The 21,492-nt window shown below is 70.8% G+C and carries 19 protein-coding genes; 10 read left to right on the top strand and 9 right to left on the bottom strand.

Features of this window, described 5'->3' with window-relative positions:
• Positions 1 to 49 precede the first annotated feature (49 nt).
• Positions 50 to 703 carry a DUF7691 family protein gene (locus tag ACWD26_RS22070; protein WP_451272537.1) on the top strand — a complete coding sequence of 218 codons (654 nt, stop codon included), beginning with the start codon at positions 50 to 52 and terminating at the stop codon, positions 701 to 703.
• A 96-nt stretch (positions 704 to 799) separates the two neighbouring features.
• Here ACWD26_RS22070 and ACWD26_RS22065 read toward each other — a convergent pair whose 3' ends face one another.
• Entirely contained in the window at positions 800 to 1,675 is an 876-nt protein-coding gene (locus tag ACWD26_RS22065) for a PhzF family phenazine biosynthesis protein (RefSeq protein WP_451272535.1), read from the bottom strand.
• Between the two features lie 54 nt (positions 1,676 to 1,729).
• Entirely contained in the window at positions 1,730 to 2,512 is a 783-nt protein-coding gene (locus ACWD26_RS22060; protein ID WP_451272533.1) for a hypothetical protein, read from the bottom strand.
• 420 nt (positions 2,513 to 2,932) lie between these two features.
• Here ACWD26_RS22060 and ACWD26_RS22055 point away from each other — a divergent pair, with 420 nt between their 5' ends.
• Positions 2,933 to 4,039 carry a winged helix DNA-binding domain-containing protein gene (locus ACWD26_RS22055; RefSeq protein WP_451272531.1) on the top strand — a complete coding sequence of 369 codons (1,107 nt, stop codon included), beginning with the start codon at positions 2,933 to 2,935 and terminating at the stop codon, positions 4,037 to 4,039.
• A 136-nt stretch (positions 4,040 to 4,175) separates the two neighbouring features.
• On the opposite strand, the gene ACWD26_RS22050 is transcribed toward ACWD26_RS22055, so the two are convergent.
• The 3 genes from ACWD26_RS22050 to ACWD26_RS22040 form a co-directional block, all read right to left on the bottom strand.
• The gene (locus ACWD26_RS22050; RefSeq protein ID WP_451272529.1) at positions 4,176 to 4,973 is read right to left on the bottom strand and encodes a S1 family peptidase; all 798 of its coding nucleotides are present in this window, start codon (positions 4,971 to 4,973) and stop codon (positions 4,176 to 4,178) included.
• Between the two features lie 304 nt (positions 4,974 to 5,277).
• Positions 5,278 to 8,136 (bottom strand): helix-turn-helix transcriptional regulator, encoded by a 2,859-nt coding sequence (locus ACWD26_RS22045; RefSeq protein WP_451272527.1) that lies wholly within the window; start codon positions 8,134 to 8,136, stop codon positions 5,278 to 5,280.
• A gap of 249 nt (positions 8,137 to 8,385) precedes the next feature.
• On the bottom strand, positions 8,386 to 9,258 hold the full coding sequence (locus ACWD26_RS22040) for a response regulator transcription factor (protein ID WP_451272525.1): 873 nt from the start codon (positions 9,256 to 9,258) through the stop codon (positions 8,386 to 8,388).
• Between the two features lie 102 nt (positions 9,259 to 9,360).
• Between ACWD26_RS22040 and ACWD26_RS22035 the strand changes: the two genes are divergently transcribed.
• Complete coding sequence (locus tag ACWD26_RS22035; protein WP_451272523.1) at positions 9,361 to 11,040, top strand: AMP-binding protein; 1,680 nt, start codon at positions 9,361 to 9,363, stop codon at positions 11,038 to 11,040.
• The gene (locus ACWD26_RS22030) at positions 11,037 to 12,626 is read left to right on the top strand and encodes an AMP-binding protein (RefSeq protein ID WP_451272521.1); all 1,590 of its coding nucleotides are present in this window, start codon (positions 11,037 to 11,039) and stop codon (positions 12,624 to 12,626) included. The genes ACWD26_RS22035 and ACWD26_RS22030 overlap by 4 nt, the downstream gene beginning before the upstream one ends.
• Before the next feature lie 25 nt (positions 12,627 to 12,651).
• Here the strand turns inward: ACWD26_RS22030 and ACWD26_RS22025 are convergent, their stop codons facing one another.
• Positions 12,652 to 13,356 carry a hypothetical protein gene (locus ACWD26_RS22025; protein ID WP_451272761.1) on the bottom strand — a complete coding sequence of 235 codons (705 nt, stop codon included), beginning with the start codon at positions 13,354 to 13,356 and terminating at the stop codon, positions 12,652 to 12,654.
• A 271-nt stretch (positions 13,357 to 13,627) separates the two neighbouring features.
• Between ACWD26_RS22025 and gcl the strand changes: the two genes are divergently transcribed.
• Complete coding sequence (gcl, locus tag ACWD26_RS22020) at positions 13,628 to 15,412, top strand: glyoxylate carboligase (RefSeq protein WP_451272519.1); 1,785 nt, start codon at positions 13,628 to 13,630, stop codon at positions 15,410 to 15,412.
• A 1,008-nt stretch (positions 15,413 to 16,420) separates the two neighbouring features.
• On the opposite strand, the gene ACWD26_RS22015 is transcribed toward gcl, so the two are convergent.
• Both ACWD26_RS22015 and ACWD26_RS22010 read right to left on the bottom strand, forming a co-directional pair.
• Entirely contained in the window at positions 16,421 to 17,311 is an 891-nt protein-coding gene (locus tag ACWD26_RS22015; protein ID WP_451272517.1) for a 2-hydroxy-3-oxopropionate reductase, read from the bottom strand.
• Between the two features lie 48 nt (positions 17,312 to 17,359).
• Positions 17,360 to 18,199, bottom strand: coding sequence for a TIM barrel protein (locus ACWD26_RS22010; RefSeq protein WP_451272515.1), 840 nt, complete (start codon positions 18,197 to 18,199; stop codon positions 17,360 to 17,362).
• Between the two features lie 148 nt (positions 18,200 to 18,347).
• Between ACWD26_RS22010 and ACWD26_RS22005 the strand changes: the two genes are divergently transcribed.
• Entirely contained in the window at positions 18,348 to 18,599 is a 252-nt protein-coding gene (locus tag ACWD26_RS22005; protein WP_451272513.1) for a hypothetical protein, read from the top strand.
• A 59-nt stretch (positions 18,600 to 18,658) separates the two neighbouring features.
• Entirely contained in the window at positions 18,659 to 19,015 is a 357-nt protein-coding gene (locus ACWD26_RS22000; RefSeq protein WP_451272759.1) for a helix-turn-helix domain-containing protein, read from the top strand.
• A gap of 83 nt (positions 19,016 to 19,098) precedes the next feature.
• Here the strand turns inward: ACWD26_RS22000 and ACWD26_RS21995 are convergent, their stop codons facing one another.
• Positions 19,099 to 19,341 (bottom strand): DUF2283 domain-containing protein, encoded by a 243-nt coding sequence (locus ACWD26_RS21995; protein WP_451272511.1) that lies wholly within the window; start codon positions 19,339 to 19,341, stop codon positions 19,099 to 19,101.
• 320 nt (positions 19,342 to 19,661) lie between these two features.
• On the opposite strand from ACWD26_RS21995, the gene uraD reads away from it, so the two are divergent.
• From uraD to pucL, 3 genes are read left to right on the top strand one after another with little or no spacing between them, the layout of a single operon-like run.
• Complete coding sequence (gene uraD / locus ACWD26_RS21990; protein ID WP_451272509.1) at positions 19,662 to 20,180, top strand: 2-oxo-4-hydroxy-4-carboxy-5-ureidoimidazoline decarboxylase; 519 nt, start codon at positions 19,662 to 19,664, stop codon at positions 20,178 to 20,180.
• Positions 20,177 to 20,578, top strand: coding sequence for a hydroxyisourate hydrolase (gene uraH, locus ACWD26_RS21985; protein WP_451272507.1), 402 nt, complete (start codon positions 20,177 to 20,179; stop codon positions 20,576 to 20,578). The genes uraD and uraH overlap by 4 nt, the downstream gene beginning before the upstream one ends.
• 5 nt (positions 20,579 to 20,583) lie before the next feature.
• Positions 20,584 to 21,477 carry a factor-independent urate hydroxylase gene (pucL, locus tag ACWD26_RS21980; protein WP_451272505.1) on the top strand — a complete coding sequence of 298 codons (894 nt, stop codon included), beginning with the start codon at positions 20,584 to 20,586 and terminating at the stop codon, positions 21,475 to 21,477.
• The last annotated feature ends 15 nt before the right edge of the window (positions 21,478 to 21,492 follow it).

The raw sequence follows: 21,492 nt of genomic DNA, 5'->3' as shown, positions 1-21,492 counted from the left end.
CGCAGGCCGCGCGCGTCGATTGTCAGTGGCTGCTGGCAGCATGGCCATCATGAGCCGGATCATCTCGTACAACACCGCTGAAAAAGCCGACGTCCTGGCCTTCCTCGGAGCGGGCGGGAACCTCACCCCCGACCAGCGACGGGTCCTCGGCTCGATACGCGAGATGGCACAGCAGAGCCAGCTCTCCCTCGACCACCAGGGCATCGACTGGGGCCTGTCCATCCCCGACGCACTGGACCACCTCGTGGCCGGTCACGCGAGTTCGGACGCCGAGTATGCGGCGGGCGCCTACTACCGCGCCCTGCAGCACATCATCGACTGCAACGGGTCAGATCCCTCCGACCTGGGCGTGTACTCCAAGCCCTCCACCTTCTTCGGCGTGGTGGACGACGAACTGCGCCGCCTGGGAGTGAGCACCGAACTGCTCCTGCACGACCACGTGTTCTCCGGTCCGCCGGACGAGATCCCCTTCTTCATCCCCTATCCCGTGGACGGCCCGCACATAGGCATGTTCCCGCTGGCCAAGGCCAAGCCCGCAGCCGACGCCTACCGGGCCGTGCTCGACCGGATGGAGCAGGGCCTGCGGTACGACGTCCAGCAGATCATCGACAAACTCGAGGTCGAGCACACCGAATGGGAGTACGCCACGAAGAACATCGACTGGTACAACCAGGACACGATCTTCTTCGCCATCAACGGCTGACAGCCGGTATGAGCGTGACGGCAGGGAAGGCCTGTGTCTGACCGCCCTTCCCTGCCCTTCCCGTCCCTGCCATGTCCTGCCGTCACGGCTCGCGCCTCAGCTGATGCGTGTTCCCGTGCCGCCGACGCGGACGCGCGGGTCGCCCGCGCGCAGCGTCACCGTGAGCACGCCGGGTCGGCCGAGGTCCTCGCCCTGACGCAGGGTGAGGACGGCGTCCTTGGGGACCAGGCCGAGTTCACGGGCGTACGCACCGAACGCGGCGGCAGCGGCGCCGGTTGCCGGGTCCTCGACGACGCCGCCGACGGGGAACGGGTCACGGACATGGAAGACGGTGGCCGACTCCCGCCACACCAACTGGACGGTGGTCAGGTCCAAGCGGTGCATCAGGGCTTCGAGCCGGGAGAAGTCGTACGCCAGATCCGCGAGGCGCGCACGGGTCGCCGCCGCGAGCACGAGATGACGTGCACCGGCGAACGCGATACGGGGCGGGAAGGCGGGGTCGAGGTCGGCGGCCGGCCAGTCGAGCGCGGCGAGCGCCTCCGCGAGGTCGGCGTCGGCGATCTCCTCGATGTGCGGCTCGACACTGGTGAGGGTGGCCCTGACCGTCCCGCCCTCCTCGGTCACCTCCACCGGTACGGTGCCGGCGCGCGTCGCGAACACCAGTTCCCCGGGGCCCATCCGCTCGGCGAGCGCGACGGCGGTCGCGACGGTGGCGTGCCCGCAGAACGGCACCTCGGCCTTGGGGCTGAAGTAACGGATGCTGTACGCCCGTCCCTCCTGACCGCCGAGGCCCTCCGGCGGCGCGGTCAGGAACGCGGACTCCGAGTATCCGAGGTCGGCGGCGATGGCCAGCATGTCGCTGTCGTCCAGGGCGGTGGCGTCCAGGACGACACCGGCGGGGTTTCCTCCGTCGGGGGCGCTGGAGAAGGCGGTGTATCGCAGCACCTCGGGCCGCGGGGCATTCGTCGTCATGATCGCGGCAACGCGGGGCGGGCCTGCGGCTATTCCTGTCTCCGCCGGTGACACTCATGCGACGCCGGTGATGATCTTCCAGTTCGGGCTCAGTCGGCCGTCGGCGAGGCCGGTGAAGATGCCGTTGGTGTCGATGCGGCCGGTGGCGATGTCCCCGTTGTCGGAGCGGTAGTACAAGAGCTCGCGGCCGAGAGCGTTGATGTGGGTCCAGCCGTCGCTGAGTTGTCCGTCGGCGAGGCCGGTGAAGATGCCGTTGGTGTTGATGCGGCCGGTGGCGATCTTTCCGTTGTCGGAGCGGTAGTACTGGAGTTCGCGGCCCAGGGTGTTGATGTGGGTCCAGCCGTCGCTGAGTTGTCCGTCGGCGAGGCCGGTGAAGATGCCGTTGGTGTTGATGCGGCCGGTGGCGATGTCCCCGTTGTCGGAGCGGTAGAACTGGAGCTCGCGGCCGAGAGCGTTGATGTGGGTCCAGCCGCTGCTGAGTTGTCCGTCGGCGAGGCCGGTGAAGATGCCGTTGCTGTCCAGCCGGCCCGTGGCGATGACGCCGTTGTCGGACCGGTAGAACAAGAGCTCACGGCCGAGGGCGACGATGTGGGTCCAGCCGTCGCTGAGCTTTCCGTCCGCCAGGCCGGTGAAGGTGCCGTCGCTCTCGAGCCGGCCGGTGGCGATGACGCCGTTGTCGCCGCGATAGAAGAGGAGTTCCCGTCCTGTCGCCACGATGTGGGACCAGTCCTCGCTGAGTTGTCCGTCGGCGAGGCCGGTGAAGAAGCCGTCGCTGTCCAGTCGGCCGGTGGCGATGACGCCGTTGTCGCTTCTGTAGAAGAGCAGTTCCCCGGACACGGTGACTCCTCGGGTTGTCGGGAAGGTGTCGCTCTCCCGCGCCCCCGGAGATTCCGCCGACTCGGCTGCCGTCACGGGAGAGTTCGGCTGCCGTCACGGGAGAGTGGGAGACGCCCGCGCCGCCCGCGCAGGTGGCACATCAGTACGGCGCCTCATCTACGACGCTACTCTCCGACCGCCACGACGGCATTCCGGAACCACCTTGCCGGGGTGGGTTCCGCTGCCGGGCCCGGCTCCCCTTGCACCGCCAGAGCGACCCCGGGCCGAAGGCCGGAACGCGGCCCGCACCCGCCCGGAATGCGGCCCACCCGCCCGGAACCCGGACCGCACCCGCCGGAACGCCGCCCGCACCCGCCCCGGACCAGGAACCCGGCCCATCGAGGACAGCGCCTGTCCGCATCCCCCGCTAGCGTGCACCTCATGACGAACAAGGCGACCCAGACCGCACCCCGGCTCGGCACCCACGCCCTCAACCGCGCGACCCTGGCCCGCCAGCTCCTGCTGCACCGGGCGCCCGTCTCTGCCCATGACGCCGTCGAGCACCTTCTCGGCCTGCAGGCACAGAACGTCCAGCCGCCCTACTACGCGCTCGCCGCCCGGCTGGACAACTTCGCCCCCGAGCAGTTGTCGACGCTCATGGCCGACCGGGCCGTCGTACGCATCGTCACCATGCGGTCCACGATCCACACGCACACCGCCGAGGACTGCCTCACCCTGCGGCCGTTGGTGCAGCCGGCCAGGGAGCGGGAGCTGAACCTGTTCCGCAAGGGACTGGCCGGGGTCGACCTCGACCGGCTCGCGGTCATCGCCCGGGAACTCGTCGAGGACGAGCCGCGCACCCTCAAGCAGTTGCGCGAGGCCCTGCTCGTCGAGTGGCCCGACGCCGACCCGTTCGCCCTCGGTCTCGCCGCGCGCTGCCGGCTGCCGCTCGTCCAGGTCACCCCGCGCGGCCTGTGGGGGAAGAGCGGGCAGGTCGCCCTGACCACCGCCGAACACTGGCTCGGTCGCGCCACCGAACCGGCCCCCGCACCCGAGACCGTCGTCCGGCGCTATCTCACCGCCTTCGGGCCCGCCTCCGTGAAGGACATGCAGACCTGGGCTGGACTGACCCGACTGCGCGAGGCGTTCGAGCGGTTGCGCCCGGAGCTGCTCACCTTCCGCGACGACAACGGCACCGAACTCTTCGACCTCCCCGACGCGCCCCGCCCCGACCCGGACACCCCCGCTCCGCCCCGCCTGCTCCCCGAGTTCGACAACCTGCTCCTCTCCCACGGCGACCGCTCCCGCGTGGTGCCCCCGGACCTCAAGGGCCGTTCCTGGCAGGGGAACCAGGCGTACCGCACCTTCCTCGTCGACGGGTTCCTGGCCGGCATCTGGAAACTCGACGCCGACGTCCTCACCCTCGAACCCTTCGGCCGCCTCACCGAGCGGCAGCGGGGCGACCTGGTGCAGGAGGCCGCGCACACCCTCAGGGCGCTGCACGGAGAGGGCTCGTACGACATCCGATTCGGCACCGTGGCGGCCTGACCACATGGAGAGGGGGCACTGCGAACCGCTCGTGGCAGGTTCGCAGCGCCCCCTGGTCATCACCTGAGGGTGTGCCTCAGGAGTCTTCCGGGTGTCGGGCCTCGGAGGGGCCGGGACCGCTGGGAGTCGATCTCCGCTAGGAGTTGACCTCCGCGGTCACCAGGTTCGAGAACGTCGTCAGCCGGGTGTAGATACCGGGGTACTGCGCGTCGGCGCAGCCGTAACCCCAGGAAGTGATGCCTGCCAGGACGCCCCCGATGATCAGGGGACCGCCGCTGTCGCCCTGGCAGGTGTCCACGCCGCCGGAGGTGTAACCGGCGCACACCATGTCGCTCGCGATGAACTCGGAGCCGTAGGAGCTGGAGCTGCCGCAGACCGAGTTGGCGACGATCGGCACGGTCGCGGTGCGGAGCTGGTTGGAGGAGGAGCCGCCGGAGGAGGTGGTGCCCCAGCCGAGGATGCGGGCGGTGGTGCCGGCCGCGTACACGGAGGTCTGGCTCGACGAGACGTAGCCGATCGGGGTGTACGGCATCGAGGTCGCGAGCGTCAGCACGGCGACGTCGTCGCCCGCGGTGGCGTCCGTGTAGTTCGGGTGCACCCAGATGTCGGTGACCTGGCTGACGGTGCCGTTGGTGCCGTTGCGGTAGGTACGGCCGCCCACCACGCGGGTGCTGGAGGTCGATCTGCCGTCCACACAGTGTGCGGCGGTGACGACCTTGGTGGGCGAGACCAGGGTGCCGCCACAGAACTGGCTCTGCGAGGCGTTCGTGATCTGCATGACGTACGGGTACGCGCTCGCGGTGGTGGTCGTACCGCCGACGATGGGCTGGGGAGCGGCGACGGCGCCGGGCGCGGTGAGCAGAGCGCCCGCGGCGGCGGCAGCGGTGGCCGCGGCGGCGACCATCGACTTCTTGGCGCGGTTGAACCCGAACATGGTTCTCCTCATGGGGGTTGCCGGTGGGGGGACGCGCGGGTGGGGGGTGGGCCACAGAGCCCGCGGTGCCGCCCCCGCTCGGGGGAGCCGAGCGGGGACAGCGGGCCGGTCTGTATGCCCTGGCGTGGGCACGTCACAAAAACTATGAGCCGGAGTGATCCCTCCCCAAGGGGGGATCCCCCTAGGGGAGTTGGGGAGGGAAAACCCTCGATGACCCGGGCGGGGGTTTGAGCCTAGGCTGGAGCCGCAAGGTCGCTGCGCGCACCGGTCCCCGGGAGGGGCTCGTCAGCCGGTCCCGGGGAGGTCAGTTCGTACGGTGTCCCGCCGCCAGACGCACGATGTCCACACGCGACCGGATGCCCAGCTTCCGGTAGACCCGCGTGAGTGTCGCCTCCACCGTCTTCACGCTGATGTACAGTCGGCCGGCGATCTCCCGGTTGGTCGCACCCTCCATGACCAGCTCCGCGACCTGGCGTTCCGTCGCCGCGAGCACGGCGAGGGCGTCCAGCGCCGACGGGGCGATCGCGGGCTGCGGCGGGGGCGCCGGGGCGACGGCGGCCTGCTCCACCTGACGCAGCCACGGCAGCGCGCGGCAGCGGCGGAACAGCCGGGCCGCCTCGTCGTACGCGGCCGGCCCGGGCGAGGCAGTCCCCCCGGGCCGGGCGAGGCCATGAGCCTGCGGGAGGGTGCGCAGCCCCGCCAGGGCGTACGCGGACCGTGCTTCCTCCAGGCCGTACCCCAGCTTGGCCAGCCTGTCCTGAGCCGACGTCAACTGCCGTACGGCAGCGTCGTGTTCACCCCGAGACGCGCGCACCAGCGCCTCCGCCCGGTCGAGGACGGCGAGCACGCCCTCGCGGCCGAGCCGCAGCGCCTGCCGCCGGGTGACGTCGATGACGTCCTGCGCCTCGGCCAACTCGCCCACCCGCACCAGGGCTTCGGCGAGGTCGCCGTGCCAGCGGCCCCGGGCGGGGTCCGTGACCCCCAGGCCGTCCTCCAACTCCCGTACGCGGCGCAGCGATTGCACCGCCCCGGGAGCGTCCCCCGCCACCAGCCGGGCGTGCCCGAGGGCGCCCAGGGCGCGGGAGAGATACATCAGGTCGCCGTCCTGCTCGGCACGCTCCGCCGCCTCCCGGGCGAGGGCCTGGGCCCGCTCCACATCACCGCCGGCGGCCTCCGCGTACGACGTGAGCATGGCGGAGGCACCCTCGCCGATGCCGGAGTCCCGCGCGAGACCGTAGCCCTCGCGGGCGAGGTCGAGGGCCCGGCCGCAGTGCCCGGTGCGCAGTTCGATCTCGGCGAGGAAGCGCACGTAGTGCACCTCGCTCTCGACCATGCCGCGCCGACGCACCTCCCGCAGCAGCGAGGTGGCCGTGGCCCGGGCCTCGCCGAACTGGTCGCTCATCAGCAGCCAGCGGAAGCGGGTCGCGCCGGCCCCGTTGTGATGGCAGGCCAGCTGCGGGTCCTGCGGCTCCTTCAGCGCCCGTTTGATGGTCATGGGCGCGTCCGGGTGCCCCATCAGGGTCTCGACCTGTGCCTGGAAAGCGAGGGCGAGCAGTTCGGTGCGCCGGTCGCCGGCCTTCGCGGCCAGTTCGGCCGCGTGCGAGGCCTCCTCCCGGCCCTCCGCGAAGTCGCCGTCGATGACCAGCGCGCGCCAGGCCAGCTGGTAGCGGACCAGAGCGAGCAGCCGGGGATCGTCGCCCGCGTCGGCGAGGGCCTGCGGGTAGACCGCGTCGACCTCGGCGATGGACTGCCCGGCCGCGTCGATCACCACCATCCAGGCCCGTACCCGCTCGGCGGGCTCGGTCGCCCGGCTGAGCACCTCGCGGGCGATGTCACGGGCGAGGTCGTTCTCCCCGGCGGTCAGCGCGTCCTCGGCGGCCTGCAGCCGCCGCTCGTCCGGGCCGGGCGTCGCCTCCGCCGGCGTGTGCCGGGCAGAGAGCAGCCCCAGCTCGGCGGCGACCGAGGGCGCCCCCCGGTCCCGGGCCACGGCCGCGGCCTCGCCCAGCTGCCCGGCGACCTGCGGATCGGTGCCATGGGTGGCCAGCGCCAGATGCCGGGCCCGCTCGATGGGGTCGACGGCGGCGGTGGACAGTGCGGCGTGGGCGGCCCGCCGCTCCTGGGCGGTCGCCTCGGCGTACAGCGCGGCCGACACCAGGGGGTGCGCGAACCGCACCCGCGGCCCCTCCCGCTCCGGCGCGAGCAACCCCAGCTCCACGGCCCGCGCGGTCTCCGCCTCGGCGTTCTCCCGCCCGGCCGCGCGCAGCAGGGCCACCGTGGGCCGGGCTCCGGCGCTGGCGACGAGCAGGGTGCGGCGGGCCTCGGCCGAGAGCATGTCCAGCCGGTTCAGGACCAGGGTCCGCAGCGAGGTCGGCACGGGCAGCGGCTCGCCCGGGCGCGGCGGTGTCGGGCTGTCGGCGAGGGCACGGCCCAGCTCCAGGGCGAACAGCGGGTTGCCGCCGCTGGTGCGGTGGATGTCCCGCACGGTCGAGCGGGGCAGACCGGTGTAGCCGCGGTTCTCCAGCAGCTCGGCGACATGCGCCCGCGACAGCGGGTTGACCCGGAGGGCGAGGGTGTCGGGCGGGGACGCGCGTAGATACTTGTCCTGCTCGTGACCATGGGGGTCCGTCGAGGTACGTACGGCGCACAGCATGCGCACCGGCATCTCGCCGAGCCGCCGCGCGGCGAACCCGAGCAGCTCGACACTGGCCGGATCCAGCCACTGGAGGTCGTCCGCGACGATCAGCACCGGGCCCTTCGCGGCCAGCGCGCGCAGGGTCGACAGGACCGCCAGCCGCAGGGCGAGCCCGTCACGCTGGAGCGTGGACTCGCCACGGCCGGTGAGCGCGGACTCCAGTGCGGTGCGCTGCGGGGCGGGCAACTGGTCGGACACCTCGTCCACGACCAGCCCGAGCAGATCGGTCAGCGCGAGGAACGGCAGGTGCGACTCGGACTCGGTGGCCGAGCAGCGCAGCACCGTCCGTGCCGATTCGTCGTACTCGGCGGCCAGGGCGCGCAGGACGGTCGATTTGCCGATGCCCGCGGAACCGTGCACGAGCACGCTGCCGCCGCGCGCCAGCTGCTCACGGGCTCCCGCGAACAGCTCCTCCCTGCCTATGACCAGGTCGGGGCGGGGTCTCCCAGGCTCCTTGAACTCCCGTCGCACGGGCCACCGCTCCCCTCGTGTCGTGTCCGGGCCAATATTAGGCGTCCAGTCTTTGAATTTCGGAACGTAGCCCTGGTGAGTGAAATAACAGGAAGGGTACGGCATAGGGAATTTCACATGCCTGTTACATGAAAGCTGACGCTCACCGAACCCCGTAAGGGCGCGGGAACCGCGCGATCAGCCACGACGAACCCGCAGGGGGACAGGGCGGGTACCCCCTGTGGCGTCGACCCGGCCGGCCCGAGCGCGCTACGGCAAGAGCCCCGCCCGGCGGGCAGCCATCACCGCCTCCAGACGCGTATGCGCCCCGAGCTTCCGCATGGCCGAGCGAAGATACGCCTTCACCGTCTCGGGGCGCAGCCCCAGACGATCCGCGGCGACCACGTTCGTCGCGCCCGTCGCGACACCGGCCAGTACATCCATCTCGCGCGGCGTGAGGGCGACCCGGGGGACGCCGTCCGGCCCGGTGTTCTCCCCGCGGGCCACGCCGGCGAGCCGCCCGCACACCCGCAGCAGCTCCGCCCGCAGCTCCGGATCGTCGATGCGTGGAGCGAGCGCGCGCAGCACCCCGTGCGCCTCCCGCACCTCCTCCCACACCCCGGGCGAGGCCTCGTCGGGCACTCGCGTCGCGGCCAGCAGACTGCGTGCCTCGTCCCGCACCACGAGCGCCTGCTCCACGTCCCGCGCCGCGTCCAGCGCGGCCCCCACGACACGGTCGCCCAGCGGCTGGGCCGCACGCAGGGCGCCGTAGAGCACCCCGCGCACCTGCCGCCGTACGACGACGGGGACGGCCAGGACGGAGCGGATGCCCTCGGCGGCGACCGCGGCGTCGTACTCGTGGCTGATCTGGCGCGAGACGGAGTAGTCGGTCACCCAGCACGGCCGGGCCAGGGCCACCGTCTTGCCGCCGAGGCCGTTCCCGGAGTGCACGGCCAGGCCCTGGAGCGCGGTCGTCCGGTTGCCCTGGAGTTCACTGATGCGCAGTTGCCCCTGCCCGGGCTCGATCAGTCCCGCGAAGGCGAGCGGCAGCCCGGTGGCCCGCCGCAACCGGTTCAGCGAGCCGCGCATGTCCGCCCGCCCGGACGAAGCCGTCCCGACGGAATCCGAGGGATCCAGTGCCACGAACTCGCCCCCTTCCGCGCGGCGCACCCCCGTTCGGGGGTAGTGAGACGTGTATCACGCATTACACGATGTCAGGCAACGGTCCGGCAATGAGGAGGACACATGTCGGCGAGGACGAGCGCCACGGACGAGTTCCGGGCGGCCCGGGATTTCCTGCTGGCCCATCGTGAGGACTACGCCACGGCCTACAAGGGCTTCACCTGGCCGCGCCCCGAGTACTTCAACTGGGCGCTCGACTGGTTCGACGTGATCGCACGTGGGAACGACCGCACGGCGCTGCACATCGTCGAGGAGGACGGCACCGAGACCCGGCTCACCTTCGCCGAGATGTCCGAACGCTCGTCCCGGGCCGCCAACTGGCTGCGGGACCGGGGCGTCCGCGCCGACGACCGCGTCCTCGTCATGCTCGGCAACCAGGCCGAGCTGTGGGAGACCGCCCTCGCCGCGATGAAGCTGCGCGCCGTCGTCATCCCCGCCACCCCGCTGCTGGGCCCCGCCGACCTGCGCGACCGGGTGGACCGCGGCCGGGTCAAGCACGTGATCGTACGGGCCGAGGACGCGGCCAAGTTCGACGACGTACCCGGCCGCTACACCCGCACCACGGTCGGCGGCACGGTGGACGGCTGGCGGCCGTACGAGGGGGCCTACGCGGCCCCGGCCCGCTTCGAGCCGAACGGCGCCACCAATGCCACCGACCCGCTGATGCTGTACTTCACCTCGGGCACCACCGCCCGGCCCAAACTGGTCGAGCACACCCATGTGTCGTACCCCGTCGGCCACTTGGCGACCATGTACTGGATCGGACTGAAACCCGGCGACGTCCATCTCAACATCTCCTCGCCCGGCTGGGCCAAGCACGCCTGGTCCAATCTCTTCGCCCCGTGGAACGCGGAGGCGACCGTGTTCATCCACAACTACGCCCGCTTCGACGCTGCCCGGCTGCTGTCCGAGATGGAGCGCGCGGGCGTCACCACCTTCTGCGCCCCGCCCACCGTGTGGCGCATGCTCATCCAGGCCGACCTGACCCAGCTGCGGACCCCGCCCCGCGAGGTCGTCGCCGCCGGTGAGCCCCTCAACCCCGAGGTCATCGAGCAGGTGCGGCGCGCCTGGGGCGTCACCATCCGCGACGGCTTCGGCCAGACCGAGACCGCCGTCCAGGTCTCCAACAGCCCCGGCCAGGAACTGAAGACCGGCTCGATGGGCCGGCCCGGCCCCGGCTTCAAGGTGGTCCTCCTCGACCCCGTCACGGGCACCCCCGACGCCGACGAGGGCGAGATCGCCCTGGACCTCTCCAACCACCCCGTCGGCGTCATGACCGGCTACCACGGCGACCCCGACCGTACGGCGGAGGCCATGGCCGGCGGCTTCTACCGCACCGGCGACATCGGCTCACGCGACGCGGACGGCTACATCACCTACGTGGGCCGCGCGGACGACGTCTTCAAGTCCAGCGACTACAAGATCAGCCCGTTCGAGCTGGAGAGCGCCCTGCTGGAGCACGAGGCGGTCGCCGAGGCGGCCGTCGTGCCCGCGCCGGACGAGGTGCGGCTCGCGGTGCCGAAGGCGTACATCGTGCTGGCGGCCGGCTGGGAGCCGGGCCCGGACACCGCGAAGGTGCTCTTCGAGCACTCCCGGACCGTCCTCGCGCCCTACAAGCGCGTCCGCCTCCTGGAGTTCGCCGACCTGCCGAAGACGGTGTCGGGCAAGATCCGCCGTATCGAGCTGCGCGAGGCCACGGCCGAGGGCTCGGACGCGGAATACCGCGAGGAGGACTTCCGGTGAGCGACTTCTCCTATACGCACGGCACCGCAGACACCCCGCTGCTCGGCGACACCATCGGCGCCAACCTCGACCGGGCGGTCGCCGCCTGGCCGGACCGCGAGGTCCTCGTCGACGTGCCGTCCGGGCGGCGCTGGACGTACGCCCGATTCGCCGCCGACGTCGACCGGTTGGCGTACGCGCTGCTCGCGAGCGGTGTCGCCAAGGGAGACCGGGTCGGCATCTGGGCGGTCAACTGTCCCGAATGGGTGCTCGTCCAGTATGCCACCGCCCGCATCGGCGCGATCATGGTGAACATCAACCCGGCCTACCGCACCCACGAGGTCGAGTACGTCCTCAACCAGGCCGGTGTCTCCCTGCTCTTCGCCTCCCTCAGCCACAAGACGAGCGACTACCGGGCCATGGTCGAGCAAGTCCGCTCCCGGTGCCCGCGGTTGAGGGAGACCGTCTACATCGGCGACCCGAGCTGGGACGCGCTCGTCGCCCGTGGGACCCCGGTGCCGTACGAGGAACTGTCCTGCGACGACCCGATCAACATCCAGTACACCTCCGGCACCACAGGCTTCCCCAAGGGGGCGACCCTCTCCCACCACAACATCCTCAACAACGGCTACTTCGTAGGGGAGTTGATCGCGTACACCGAGCAGGACCGGATTTGCGTGCCGGTGCCGTTCTACCACTGCTTCGGCATGGTCATGGGAAACCTGGCGGCCACGTCCCACGGCGCCTGCATCGTCATCCCGGCCCCGTCCTTCGAGCCGGCGGCCACCCTGCGCGCGGTCCAGCAGGAGCGCTGCACCTCCCTGTACGGCGTACCGACGATGTTCATCGCGGAGTTGAACCTCCCCGACTTCTCCTCCTACGACCTCTCCTCCCTGCGCACCGGCATCATGGCGGGCTCGCCCTGCCCGGTGGAGGTGATGAAGCGCGTGGTCGCCGAGATGCACATGAGCGAGGTCTCCATCTGTTACGGCATGACGGAGACCTCGCCCGTCTCCACGCAGACCCGGCGCGACGACGACCTGGAGCACCGCACCGGTACCGTCGGCCGTGTCCTCCCGCACATCGAGGTGAAGATCGTCGACCCGGCCACCGGGGTGACCCGACCACGCGGCACGGCGGGGGAGTTGTGCACCCGTGGCTACAGCGTGATGCTCGGCTACTGGGAGGAGCCCGAGAAGACCGCCGAGGCCGTCGACGCCGGGCGGTGGATGCACACCGGGGACCTGGCGACGATGCGTGAGGACGGGTACGTCGAGATCGTCGGTCGCATCAAGGACATGATCATCCGGGGTGGCGAGAACATCTACCCGCGCGAGATCGAGGAGTTCCTGTACGGCCACCCGAAGATCGCCGACGTCCAGGTGGTGGGCGTGCCGCACGAGCGGTACGGCGAGGAGGTCCTCGCCTGCGTCATCCCGCGCGAGGCCGCCGAGCCGCTCACCCTGGAGGAGCTACGGACCTTCTGCGACGGGCAGTTGGCGCACTACAAGATCCCGAGCGCGCTGCGGATCCTGGACGCCTTCCCGATGACGGTGTCGGGGAAGGTGCGCAAGATCGAGCTGCGGGAGCGCTACGCCGCCGAGTAGCCGCCGGGGAGTTCCTCGGCGGCGCTCAGACCCGCGCGCCGGTCGCGACGAGTTCCGCCGCCGCGTCGTTCACCGGCTGCGGGGTGCCCGTGAGGTCCACGACGAACAGGGAGACGCCCAGGCCGTCGGCGCGGTCACGGGCGTCGTTCGCGTACCCGGCCAGGGAGAAGTAGGCACAGTCGGTGGACTCCGTCATGGCGGTCAGCCACAGGCACTCGACGTCGCGCGGTGAGGCCGGGTGGACCGACGGGTCCACCCGGGCCAGGACGCCCCGCGCCGCCAGTCCGATCCCGGAGGGCTGGCGCTGGTCGGCGCGCCGGATGTCCCGGTAGCCCAGCCAGCGCAGATAGAGGGCGACGGCGGTGACGGCGTCACGGGCCGTGCGGATGGTGACCGGCCGGAAGGTGGCGCGGGGGACGGCGGCCGATTCCGGTGTGTCCGTGCCGTTGCCGGGGCTCAGCGGCCGTAAGGCACCAGCCACGGGCACGCGCAGCACGGTCCCGCAGGCGCAGCCCAGCTCCGGGTGCGGCCACTGGTCGGCGCGTCCGCAGCTGCCGCAGCGGACGGTGACCCAGTCCTCGTCCCACGTGTGGTGGGTGACGGGGGTGGGGGCGGCGCGGTGGTTCAGGGGTGGGGCGACCGGGGTTCCGCAGGCGCAGGGATAGGCCGGCGCCGCGTACTGGTGCTCCCGCCCGCAGTCCGGGCACCGCACCGCCATGCTCTCGCTCATGTTCCACCCCACCACCGAGTCCCTGGGAAACGCCCCTTCATCGTGCTCCAGCCGGGCCCGCCCCGGCAGGGAAACCCCCGAGACGCTCAGGTGGATCCCGCTGCCCACGCCCTTGACGCTCCTCGCCCCGGCCCCTACATTCTTTCCATATAGTAGAACATAGTTTCCGCAATGCGGAATCCACGAAGATCACTCACTGACGAGATCACGGAAGTGCTCATCGCGGGGCGCGACGGGAGCGCGAGTCCGGCAGCTGAAGCAGGAGTACGCAATGGCTCGTATGACCGCTGCCCGCGCGGCAGTCGAGATCCTCAAGCGCGAGGGCGTCCGCGACGCGTTCGGTGTCCCCGGCGCGGCGATCAACCCCTTCTACGCGGCCCTCAAGGCCTCCGGCGGCATCCAGCACACCCTCGCCCGGCACGTCGAGGGCGCCTCACACATGGCCGAGGGCTACACCCGCACCCACCCCGGCAACATCGGTGTCTGCGTCGGCACCTCCGGGCCCGCCGGGACCGACATGATCACCGGGCTGTACTCGGCCATCGGTGACTCCATCCCGATCCTCTGCGTCACCGGCCAGGCCCCTACGGCCGTGATCCACAAGGAGGACTTCCAGGCCGTCGACATCGCCTCCATCGCAAGGCCGGTCACGAAGATGGCCGTCACCGTCCTGGAGGCCGCCCAGGTCCCCGGGGTCTTCCAGCAGGCCTTCCACCTGATGCGCTCCGGCCGACCCGGACCCGTCCTCATCGACCTCCCGGTCGACGTCCAGCTCACCGAGATCGAGTTCGACCCCGACACGTACGAACCGCTCCCCGTCTACAAACCGGCCGCCACCCGCGCCCAGATCGAGAAGGCGATCGGGCTGCTGAACGACGCGGAGCGGCCGCTGATCGTCGCGGGCGGCGGGGTCATCAACGCGGACGCCTGCGCACTCCTCGTGGAGTTCGCCGAGTTGACCGGGGTTCCGGTCGTCCCCACCCTCATGGGCTGGGGCGTCCTGCCCGACGACCACGCGCTGAACGCCGGCATGGTCGGCCTGCAGACCTCCCACCGCTACGGCAACGCGACCTTCCTGGAGTCCGACTTCGTCCTCGGGATCGGCAACCGCTGGGCCAACCGGCACACCGGGAAACTGGACGTCTACACGGCCGGGCGCACGTTCGTCCACGTCGACATCGAGCCCACCCAGATCGGCAGGATCTTCGCCCCCGACTACGGCATCGCCTCCGACGCCAAGGCCGCGCTGGAGCTGTTCGTGGCGGTGGCAAGGGAGTTGAGGGCGGAAGGCAGGCTGCCGGACCGCTCGGCATGGGCGGCCGACGCGCAGGACCGCAGGGCCCGCCTCCAGCGCCGCACGCACTTCGACGACATCCCGATCAAGCCGCAGCGCGTCTACGAGGAGATGAACAAGGCCTTCGGCCCCGAGACCCGGTACGTCTCCACCATCGGCCTCTCCCAGATCGCCGGCGCCCAGCTGCTGCACGTGTACCACCCGCGCCACTGGATCAACTGCGGCCAGGCGGGCCCGCTGGGCTGGACGGTCCCGGCCGCGCTCGGCGTGGCGAAGGCCGACTCGGAGGCGTCCGTCGTCGCCCTCTCCGGCGACTACGATTTCCAGTTCATGATCGAAGAGCTGGCGGTCGGGGCACAGCACCGCATCCCGTACGTCCACGTCCTGGTCAACAACTCCTACCTGGGCCTCATCCGCCAGGCGCAGCGCGCCTTCGACATCGACTTCCAGGTCAATCTGGAGTTCGAGAACATCAACTCGCCCGAGCTGGGCGTCTACGGCGTCGACCACGTCAAGGTCGCCGAGGGGCTCGGCTGCAAGGCGATCCGGGTGACCGACCCGGCGGAGCTGGGCGCGGCTTTCGAGCAGGCGAAGAAGCTCGCGGCGGAGTACCGGGTGCCGGTCGTCGTCGAGGCGATCCTGGAGCGCGTCACCAACATCGCGATGTCCACGACGAACGACATCGGCGACGTGGTGGAGTTCGAGGAGGTCGCGACGGAGCCGGGGCACGCGCCCACGTCGATCAGGGCGTTGAGGGCCTGAGGCGTACGGCGCCGGGGCCGGGGCCGGGGCCGGAGTGAGGATGTCGGGGTCGGCTCATCCGGGGGTGGGCCGCCCCGTCCCGCGCCCGGGGCCGTGTGCGGCCGCGGGCGGGCTCGGATCCACCCGGGTGCCCCACGCCACGGCAGCGCGACCTCGCAGGATGCCTGCTGCCAGGTCGCGCTGCCGCTCATGGCCTCCCCCGGTTCCCCCGTTCCCCCGTTGCCGAGAGATCCCCCGTTTCTCCCGGGTCTCGCGTTCCCCCGTGCCCTCGTTCTCCCCCGTGGGCTTCCCCCGTTCGAGGCCCGCCGCCCCCGTGCCGGCGGGCCTCGTGTGTCGAGAATGTGCCCTCACCCAGGGGTAGTTGAAGCCCTCGCGCAGGGGTTCAGAGGTTGATTTGAGGGTTCCGTAGACGGTCTACGCACGCTTGCGTAGACAGCGAGGGCCGCGCCGAGACTGTCGCCGCTCGGCGACGAGGTCGACCTCCGGCTGATACGCGGTGCCTCGACGGGCCGGACCGCGGCGGGCGCGACGGCGCCGGTTCCGCGTCCCTCACGTCGCGACGCGGGCCAGAACCTTCATCACCGCACTGGCGCGCACGCCGCCGCGGTCCGTGCCCTGCCCGGGCCGTGCCGACGGTCACCCTCATCCGGGTCGGTCGGCAACGGCCGCGGGCGGTGCGTCCGGTGGCTGATGGGTGTCACCAGGGACCGGACGCGGCTCGGGGGGCTCACTCCATCCCGGCGAGCCCGGAATTGGCCTTCACCTCACAGGAGTTGATCGCCTGTTCGGGCGGGTCGCGCACGGCGTCGGCCGGACCTCCACCCACCGGCGAGAGGCGTACAAACATCGAGGTGCGCGCGCCGACGTCCCTCAGGAAGGCGGCGTACCTGGAGCGGCGTACCTGAAGTGGCGTACCCGGAGCGGCGGTTCCGGCCCGCGGCGGCACCTGGGCGCGACAGGACAGATGTCGGCGCCGCCACGGACCGGAAGTTCGGGGAGAGGTCCGCCTCAGAGCTGAGCGCCGGAGAGGCGTTCCACCCCGCGCAGCAGGGCCGAGTGGTCGAGGCCGCCGTCGCCCTGGGCGCGCAGCGAGGCGACCAGCTGGGCCACCACGGCGCCGACGGGGAGGGCCGCGCCCACGGTGCGGGCGGCGTCGGTGACGATGCCCATGTCCTTGTGGTGCAGGTCGATGCGGAAGCCCGGCTTGAAGTCCCGCTTCAGGAAGTTGTCCTTCTTGCGGGTCAGCACGGTGGAACCGGCGAGGCCGCCGTTCAGGACGTCGAGCGCCGCCTTGAGGTCCACGCCCGACCTCTCCAGGAAGACCACGGCCTCGGCGCACGCCTGGATGTTCACGGCGACGATCAGCTGGTTCGCGGCCTTCACGGTCTGCCCCGAGCCGTGCGGACCGCACAGCACGATGGTTCTGCCGAGCGCCTCGAAGATCGGCTCGGCCTCGTCGAAGTCGGCCTGCTCGCCGCCGACCATGATGGAGAGCACCGCCTCGATCGCGCCCGCCTCACCGCCGGACACCGGGGCGTCGAGCACCCGGATGCCTTTCTCCCGCGCGGCCCTCGCAAGGTCGACCGAGGTCTGCGGGGTGATGGACGACATGTCGATCAGCAGGGCGCCCCGCCGGGCGTTCTCCAGGATGCCGTCGGGCCCGTACGCGATGGCCTCGACCTGCGGGGAGGCGGGCACCATCGTGATGATCACGTCGGCGTCGCGCACGGCCTCGGCGAGGGAGGCCGCCGGAGTCCCGCCGGCGGCGGCCAGCCGGTCGAGCTTGTCCTGTTCCAGGGTGTGGCCCGTGACCTCGTAGCCCGCCTTGATCAGGTTCTCGGACATGGGGGAGCCCATGATGCCGAGGCCTATCCACGCGATCCTGGGGAGATTGCTCATGGTGAGGGTGCCTCTCTGACGGCACTGCTACGTCGGTGGGGTGGGCGCTCAGTGCGCCGCGCGGGCCTCTCGGGGGAGCCACTCGAAGGCCTCGGCGCTCGGCCGGTCGCCGGGCTTGTACTCCAGGCCGACCAGGCCCTCGTAACCGGCCTTGCCCAGCTGGTCGAGGAGGTCCTCCAGGGGGAGGGTGCCGGTGCCGGGAGCGCCGCGGCCGGGGCTGTCGGCGATCTGCACATGGCCGGTCCTGCCGGTGTACTCGGCGATCACCCGCGGCAGGTCCTCGCCGTTCATGGACAGGTGGTAGAGGTCCATCAGGAAGCGCGCGTTGCCGAGGCCCGACGCCTCGTTGACCTTGTCGACGACACCGACGGCGGCCGGAGCCGACACGAGCGGGCAGAGCGGTGACTCCACCTTGTTCAGGGCCTCGATCAGCAGGATCGCGCCGATCCGGTCGGCGGCCCGGGCCGCCAGGACCAGGTTCCGCAGCGCGAGTGCGTCCTGTTCGGCCGGATCCACGCCGGCGACGCGGTTGCCGTACAGGGCGTTGAGGGCCCTGCAGCCGACCGATGCGGCGAAGTCGGCGACCACGTCGATGTTGGCGCGGAACTTCTCCGACTCCTCGCCCGGGATCGACAGCGCGCCCCGGTCCGGACCCGGCAGGACTCCGGAGTAGAAGTTCAGCCCGGTCAGTCGCACACCCGCCTCCTCCAGCGCCCGCCGCAGGGCGTCGAGTGCGGACTGCTCGGGGGTGGGGGAGTCGACCCAGGGCCACCACAGCTCGACCGCGGTGAAGCCGGCCGCGGCGGCGGCCGCGGGGCGCTCCAGGAGCGGGAGTTCCGTGAAGAGGATCGACAGGTTGACGTTGAAGCGCTGCTCCGCGAATCCCATGGGGCCTCAGACGCTCCCTTCCGTGGATCTTTTAGCCTTACTTCCATGTAGCGGAAGTTATCTTCTGTTTAGTGGAAGACTGGCGCCGCCCGTCCCAGCTTGTCAAGAGGGCTCGGTGGAAATCGGCGCCGCGCGTTAGGTTGTGCGCGTGCGATTGAGAGTGGAGTTCACGACCGAGCCCTTCGACCTCGACGAGGCCCCGGCGCACGCGCTCGTGGCCCGCGAGGTCGTCGAGGCGGCGGAGCTGGACGCGGTGGACGTCGGCCCCTTCGGCAACACGGCGGAAGGGGGCGCCGACGCCGTGCTCACCGCCGTGGACACCCTGCTGCGCCGAACCCTGGAGTCCGGTGCCACCCGCATCTCGCTCCAGGTCAACGTGATCGGGGAGGCGGAGGGGTGACCGGCGCCGGGAAGGGGGAGGACCCCTTTGTCGCGGCCGTGAAACCGCTGGTCGACGCCATGGGCGGAGTGCTCCTGCCGCCGGGGGAGGCCGGCCCCGACGACGTCGTCCTCTCCTGGGAGGGCGCCGACGTCGTCGCCGTACGTCTGCCGCAGCTCGCCGAGTCGCTGGATCACATTCTGGCCGCGCTGGAGCGCAAGCAGGGCAAGCCGCTGGCCGAACTCGACCGCAAGACGAAGCAGGAGGTCGTCCGCACGCTCGAAGCGCGCGGCGCCTTCTCCGTGCGGCACGGTGTGGAAACCGTCGCGAGCGCGCTCGGCGTCAGCCGTTTCACTGTTTACAACTACATCAACTATGCCGACGAGCAGCGGGCCAAGGCGCGCGAGAGTGGCGCGCGGCCACGACGAAAGGAATGAGAGGAGGGGGCTTGCCCAGGGCTGTTTCGGGCGCCCCCCTGCCGGTCGTTTTGGGGCGCGCCGTGGAGGCCGGCCAGGTCGTGTTATCCGGACTGCCCGTCACGCTCAGCCGACTCGAGCAGGTACGGCGGCAGCTTCGCACCGGCCGCCAGAACCTCGACACCGATGAGGCGCCCCTGCTCGTCGAAGTCGAGGTTGATCATGCCTCCGACCTTCACCGGATCGCAGGGATGCATGTGCGTCGCCTTCGCGCGGGCCTGTGGATCGATGAAGTACACATACGCCGCATCCGCCGTCCTGTCGTAGGTCACTTTCAGATTCGCCATTGGTCGGCGCGCTCCCTTGCTGTGGTTGATGGCCTCATGCTGATGGGCGACCGTGAGCCGTGAGCCGTGAGCCGTGAGCCGTGAGCCGTGAGCCGTGAGCCGTGAGCCGTGAGCCGCGAGGCCGAGACGGCCTTGACGATGTCGGTGATGCGGGTGGTGTCGCAACGGAGTTTGGGCGAAGTGCGGAGCCCCTGCGAGGCGCATGGCGGGAGTGGTCGCCGCCCCCGTAACCGCGATTTTTCAACAAACTGTTGACGCGATGTCGTCGCAGGGCGTTAGCTTGCCGTAGCCAGTCCAGCACCACGGCCACGGAGGCTCCCGTGACTTCGAGTTCTTCGACACCGGGCCTCGCCCGGTTCAACGCCCTGGAGGAGCACGCGGCCACCGCGGCGCTCCACGAGGCGTGCGCCTCGGCGGAATGGGGGCGCAGACTCCTCGCCGGCCGCCCGTACGCCACCGTCGAGGACCTCTTCGCCGCCAGTGACGCCGCCATGGCCGAGCTGACCGACCAGGATCTGGCTCAGGCCATGGCCGGACACCCGCCGATCGGCCGCCCGAAGCCGGGCGACCCGACCTCGGCCCGTGAGCAGCGAGGGATGGCCGGCGCCTCCGCCGAGCTCAAGGCGGAGATGCTCGAACTGAACCTGGCCTACCAGGAGAAGTTCGGCCATGTCTTCCTGATCTGCGCCACCGGACGCACCGGCGAGCAGATGCGCGACGCGGTCAGGGAACGGATCGGCAACGCGCCGGAGCGGGAACGCGAGATCGTCCGCACCGAACTGGGCAAGATCAACCGCATCCGTCTGACCCGGCTCGTCGAAGAGGAAGCCCGATCATGAGCACCAGCACGACCGCCTCGGTGTCCACCCACATCCTGGACACCTCCGTCGGCCGCCCCGCCGAGGGCGTCGCCGTCCACCTCGCCGCCCGCTCGGGGCGCGACACGGACTGGCAGGTGCTCGGCGGCTCGACGACCGACGCCGACGGCCGGTGCAAAAACCTTCCGGCGGCGCCGGAGGGGACGACCCACGTACGGCTCGACTTCGCCGTCGAACCGTACCTCGCAAGGACCGCGAAGAAGCAAGCCGATGCGCAGCAGGACGCCCCCGCGAATCGGGACAGCGGTGCCGTGTTCTTTCCGGAGGTGGCCATCACCTTCGCCGTGAACCCCGGCGAGCACTACCACGTACCGCTGCTGCTCAACCCGTTCGGCTACTCCGTATACCGAGGGAGTTAGCATCCATGCCCATACTTGGACAGAACCAGTACGGCAAGGCCGAGAACCGAGTCGTACGCATCACGCGGGACGGCGCCACCCACCACATCAAGGACCTGAACGTGTCGGTGTCGCTGAGCGGCGACATGGACGAGGTCCACCTCTCGGGCTCGAACGCGAACGTCCTGCCGACCGACACCACCAAGAACACGGTGTACGCCTTCGCCAAGGAGCACGGCATCGAGTCCGCCGAGCAGTTCGGCATCCACCTCGCCCGCCACTTCGTGACCTCCCAGCCGGCCATCCACAAGGCCCGCATCCGCGTCGAGGAATACTCCTGGGAGCGCGTCGAGCACGGCGGTGAGGGCGCGCACTCCTTCGTCCGCAAGGGCCAGGAGACCCGGCTGGCCCAGATCACCTACGACGGCTCGTCGTGGGAGGTCGTCTCCGGGCTCAAGGACCTGACGGTCATGAACTCGACGAACTCCGAGTTCTGGGGCTACGTCAAGGACAAGTACACGACCCTCCCGGAGGCGTACGACCGTATCCTCGCCACCGAGGTCTCCGGCCGCTGGCGCTTCAACTGGACCGACGACGAGCGGGAGACGCCCGACTGGGAGACGTCCTACGCGCAGGTGAGGAAGCACATGCTCGCCGCGTTCGCGGAGACGTACTCGCTCTCGCTCCAGCAGACCCTCTACGCCATGGGTGCGCGGATCATCGACAACCGGAGCGAGATCGACGAGGTCCGCTTCTCCCTCCCGAACAAGCACCACTTCCTGGTGGACCTGACCCCGTTCGGCCTCAAGAACGACAACGAGGTGTACTTCGCCGCAGACCGCCCCTACGGCCTGATCGAGGCCACCGTCCTGCGGGACGGATGCGAAGCGAGGATTCCGACGGACCTCACCAACCTCTGAGAGACCCCAGAAGAC

Source organism: Streptomyces sp. NPDC002787 (assembly GCF_053592095.1).
This window is presented reverse-complemented; position numbering and strand designations above follow the sequence as displayed.

What these genes read in the sequence shown, in the direction of transcription:
- ACWD26_RS22050 (WP_451272529.1), bottom strand. Translation starts at nt 4,973, where the DNA reads ATGTTCGGGTTCAACCGCGCCAAGAAGTCGATGGTCGCCGCCGCGGCC.
- gcl (WP_451272519.1), top strand. Translation starts at nt 13,628, where the DNA reads ATGGCTCGTATGACCGCTGCCCGCGCGGCAGTCGAGATCCTCAAGCGC.
- ACWD26_RS22010 (WP_451272515.1), bottom strand. Translation starts at nt 18,199, where the DNA reads ATGGGATTCGCGGAGCAGCGCTTCAACGTCAACCTGTCGATCCTCTTC.
- uraH (WP_451272507.1), top strand. Translation starts at nt 20,177, where the DNA reads ATGAGCACCAGCACGACCGCCTCGGTGTCCACCCACATCCTGGACACC.
- ACWD26_RS22065 (WP_451272535.1), bottom strand. Translation starts at nt 1,675, where the DNA reads ATGACGACGAATGCCCCGCGGCCCGAGGTGCTGCGATACACCGCCTTC.
- ACWD26_RS22055 (WP_451272531.1), top strand. Translation starts at nt 2,933, where the DNA reads ATGACGAACAAGGCGACCCAGACCGCACCCCGGCTCGGCACCCACGCC.
- ACWD26_RS22015 (WP_451272517.1), bottom strand. Translation starts at nt 17,311, where the DNA reads ATGAGCAATCTCCCCAGGATCGCGTGGATAGGCCTCGGCATCATGGGC.
- pucL (WP_451272505.1), top strand. Translation starts at nt 20,584, where the DNA reads ATGCCCATACTTGGACAGAACCAGTACGGCAAGGCCGAGAACCGAGTC.
- ACWD26_RS22035 (WP_451272523.1), top strand. Translation starts at nt 9,361, where the DNA reads ATGTCGGCGAGGACGAGCGCCACGGACGAGTTCCGGGCGGCCCGGGAT.
- ACWD26_RS22070 (WP_451272537.1), top strand. Translation starts at nt 50, where the DNA reads ATGAGCCGGATCATCTCGTACAACACCGCTGAAAAAGCCGACGTCCTG.
- ACWD26_RS22025 (WP_451272761.1), bottom strand. Translation starts at nt 13,356, where the DNA reads ATGAGCGAGAGCATGGCGGTGCGGTGCCCGGACTGCGGGCGGGAGCAC.
- ACWD26_RS22000 (WP_451272759.1), top strand. Translation starts at nt 18,659, where the DNA reads ATGGGCGGAGTGCTCCTGCCGCCGGGGGAGGCCGGCCCCGACGACGTC.
- ACWD26_RS21995 (WP_451272511.1), bottom strand. Translation starts at nt 19,341, where the DNA reads ATGGCGAATCTGAAAGTGACCTACGACAGGACGGCGGATGCGGCGTAT.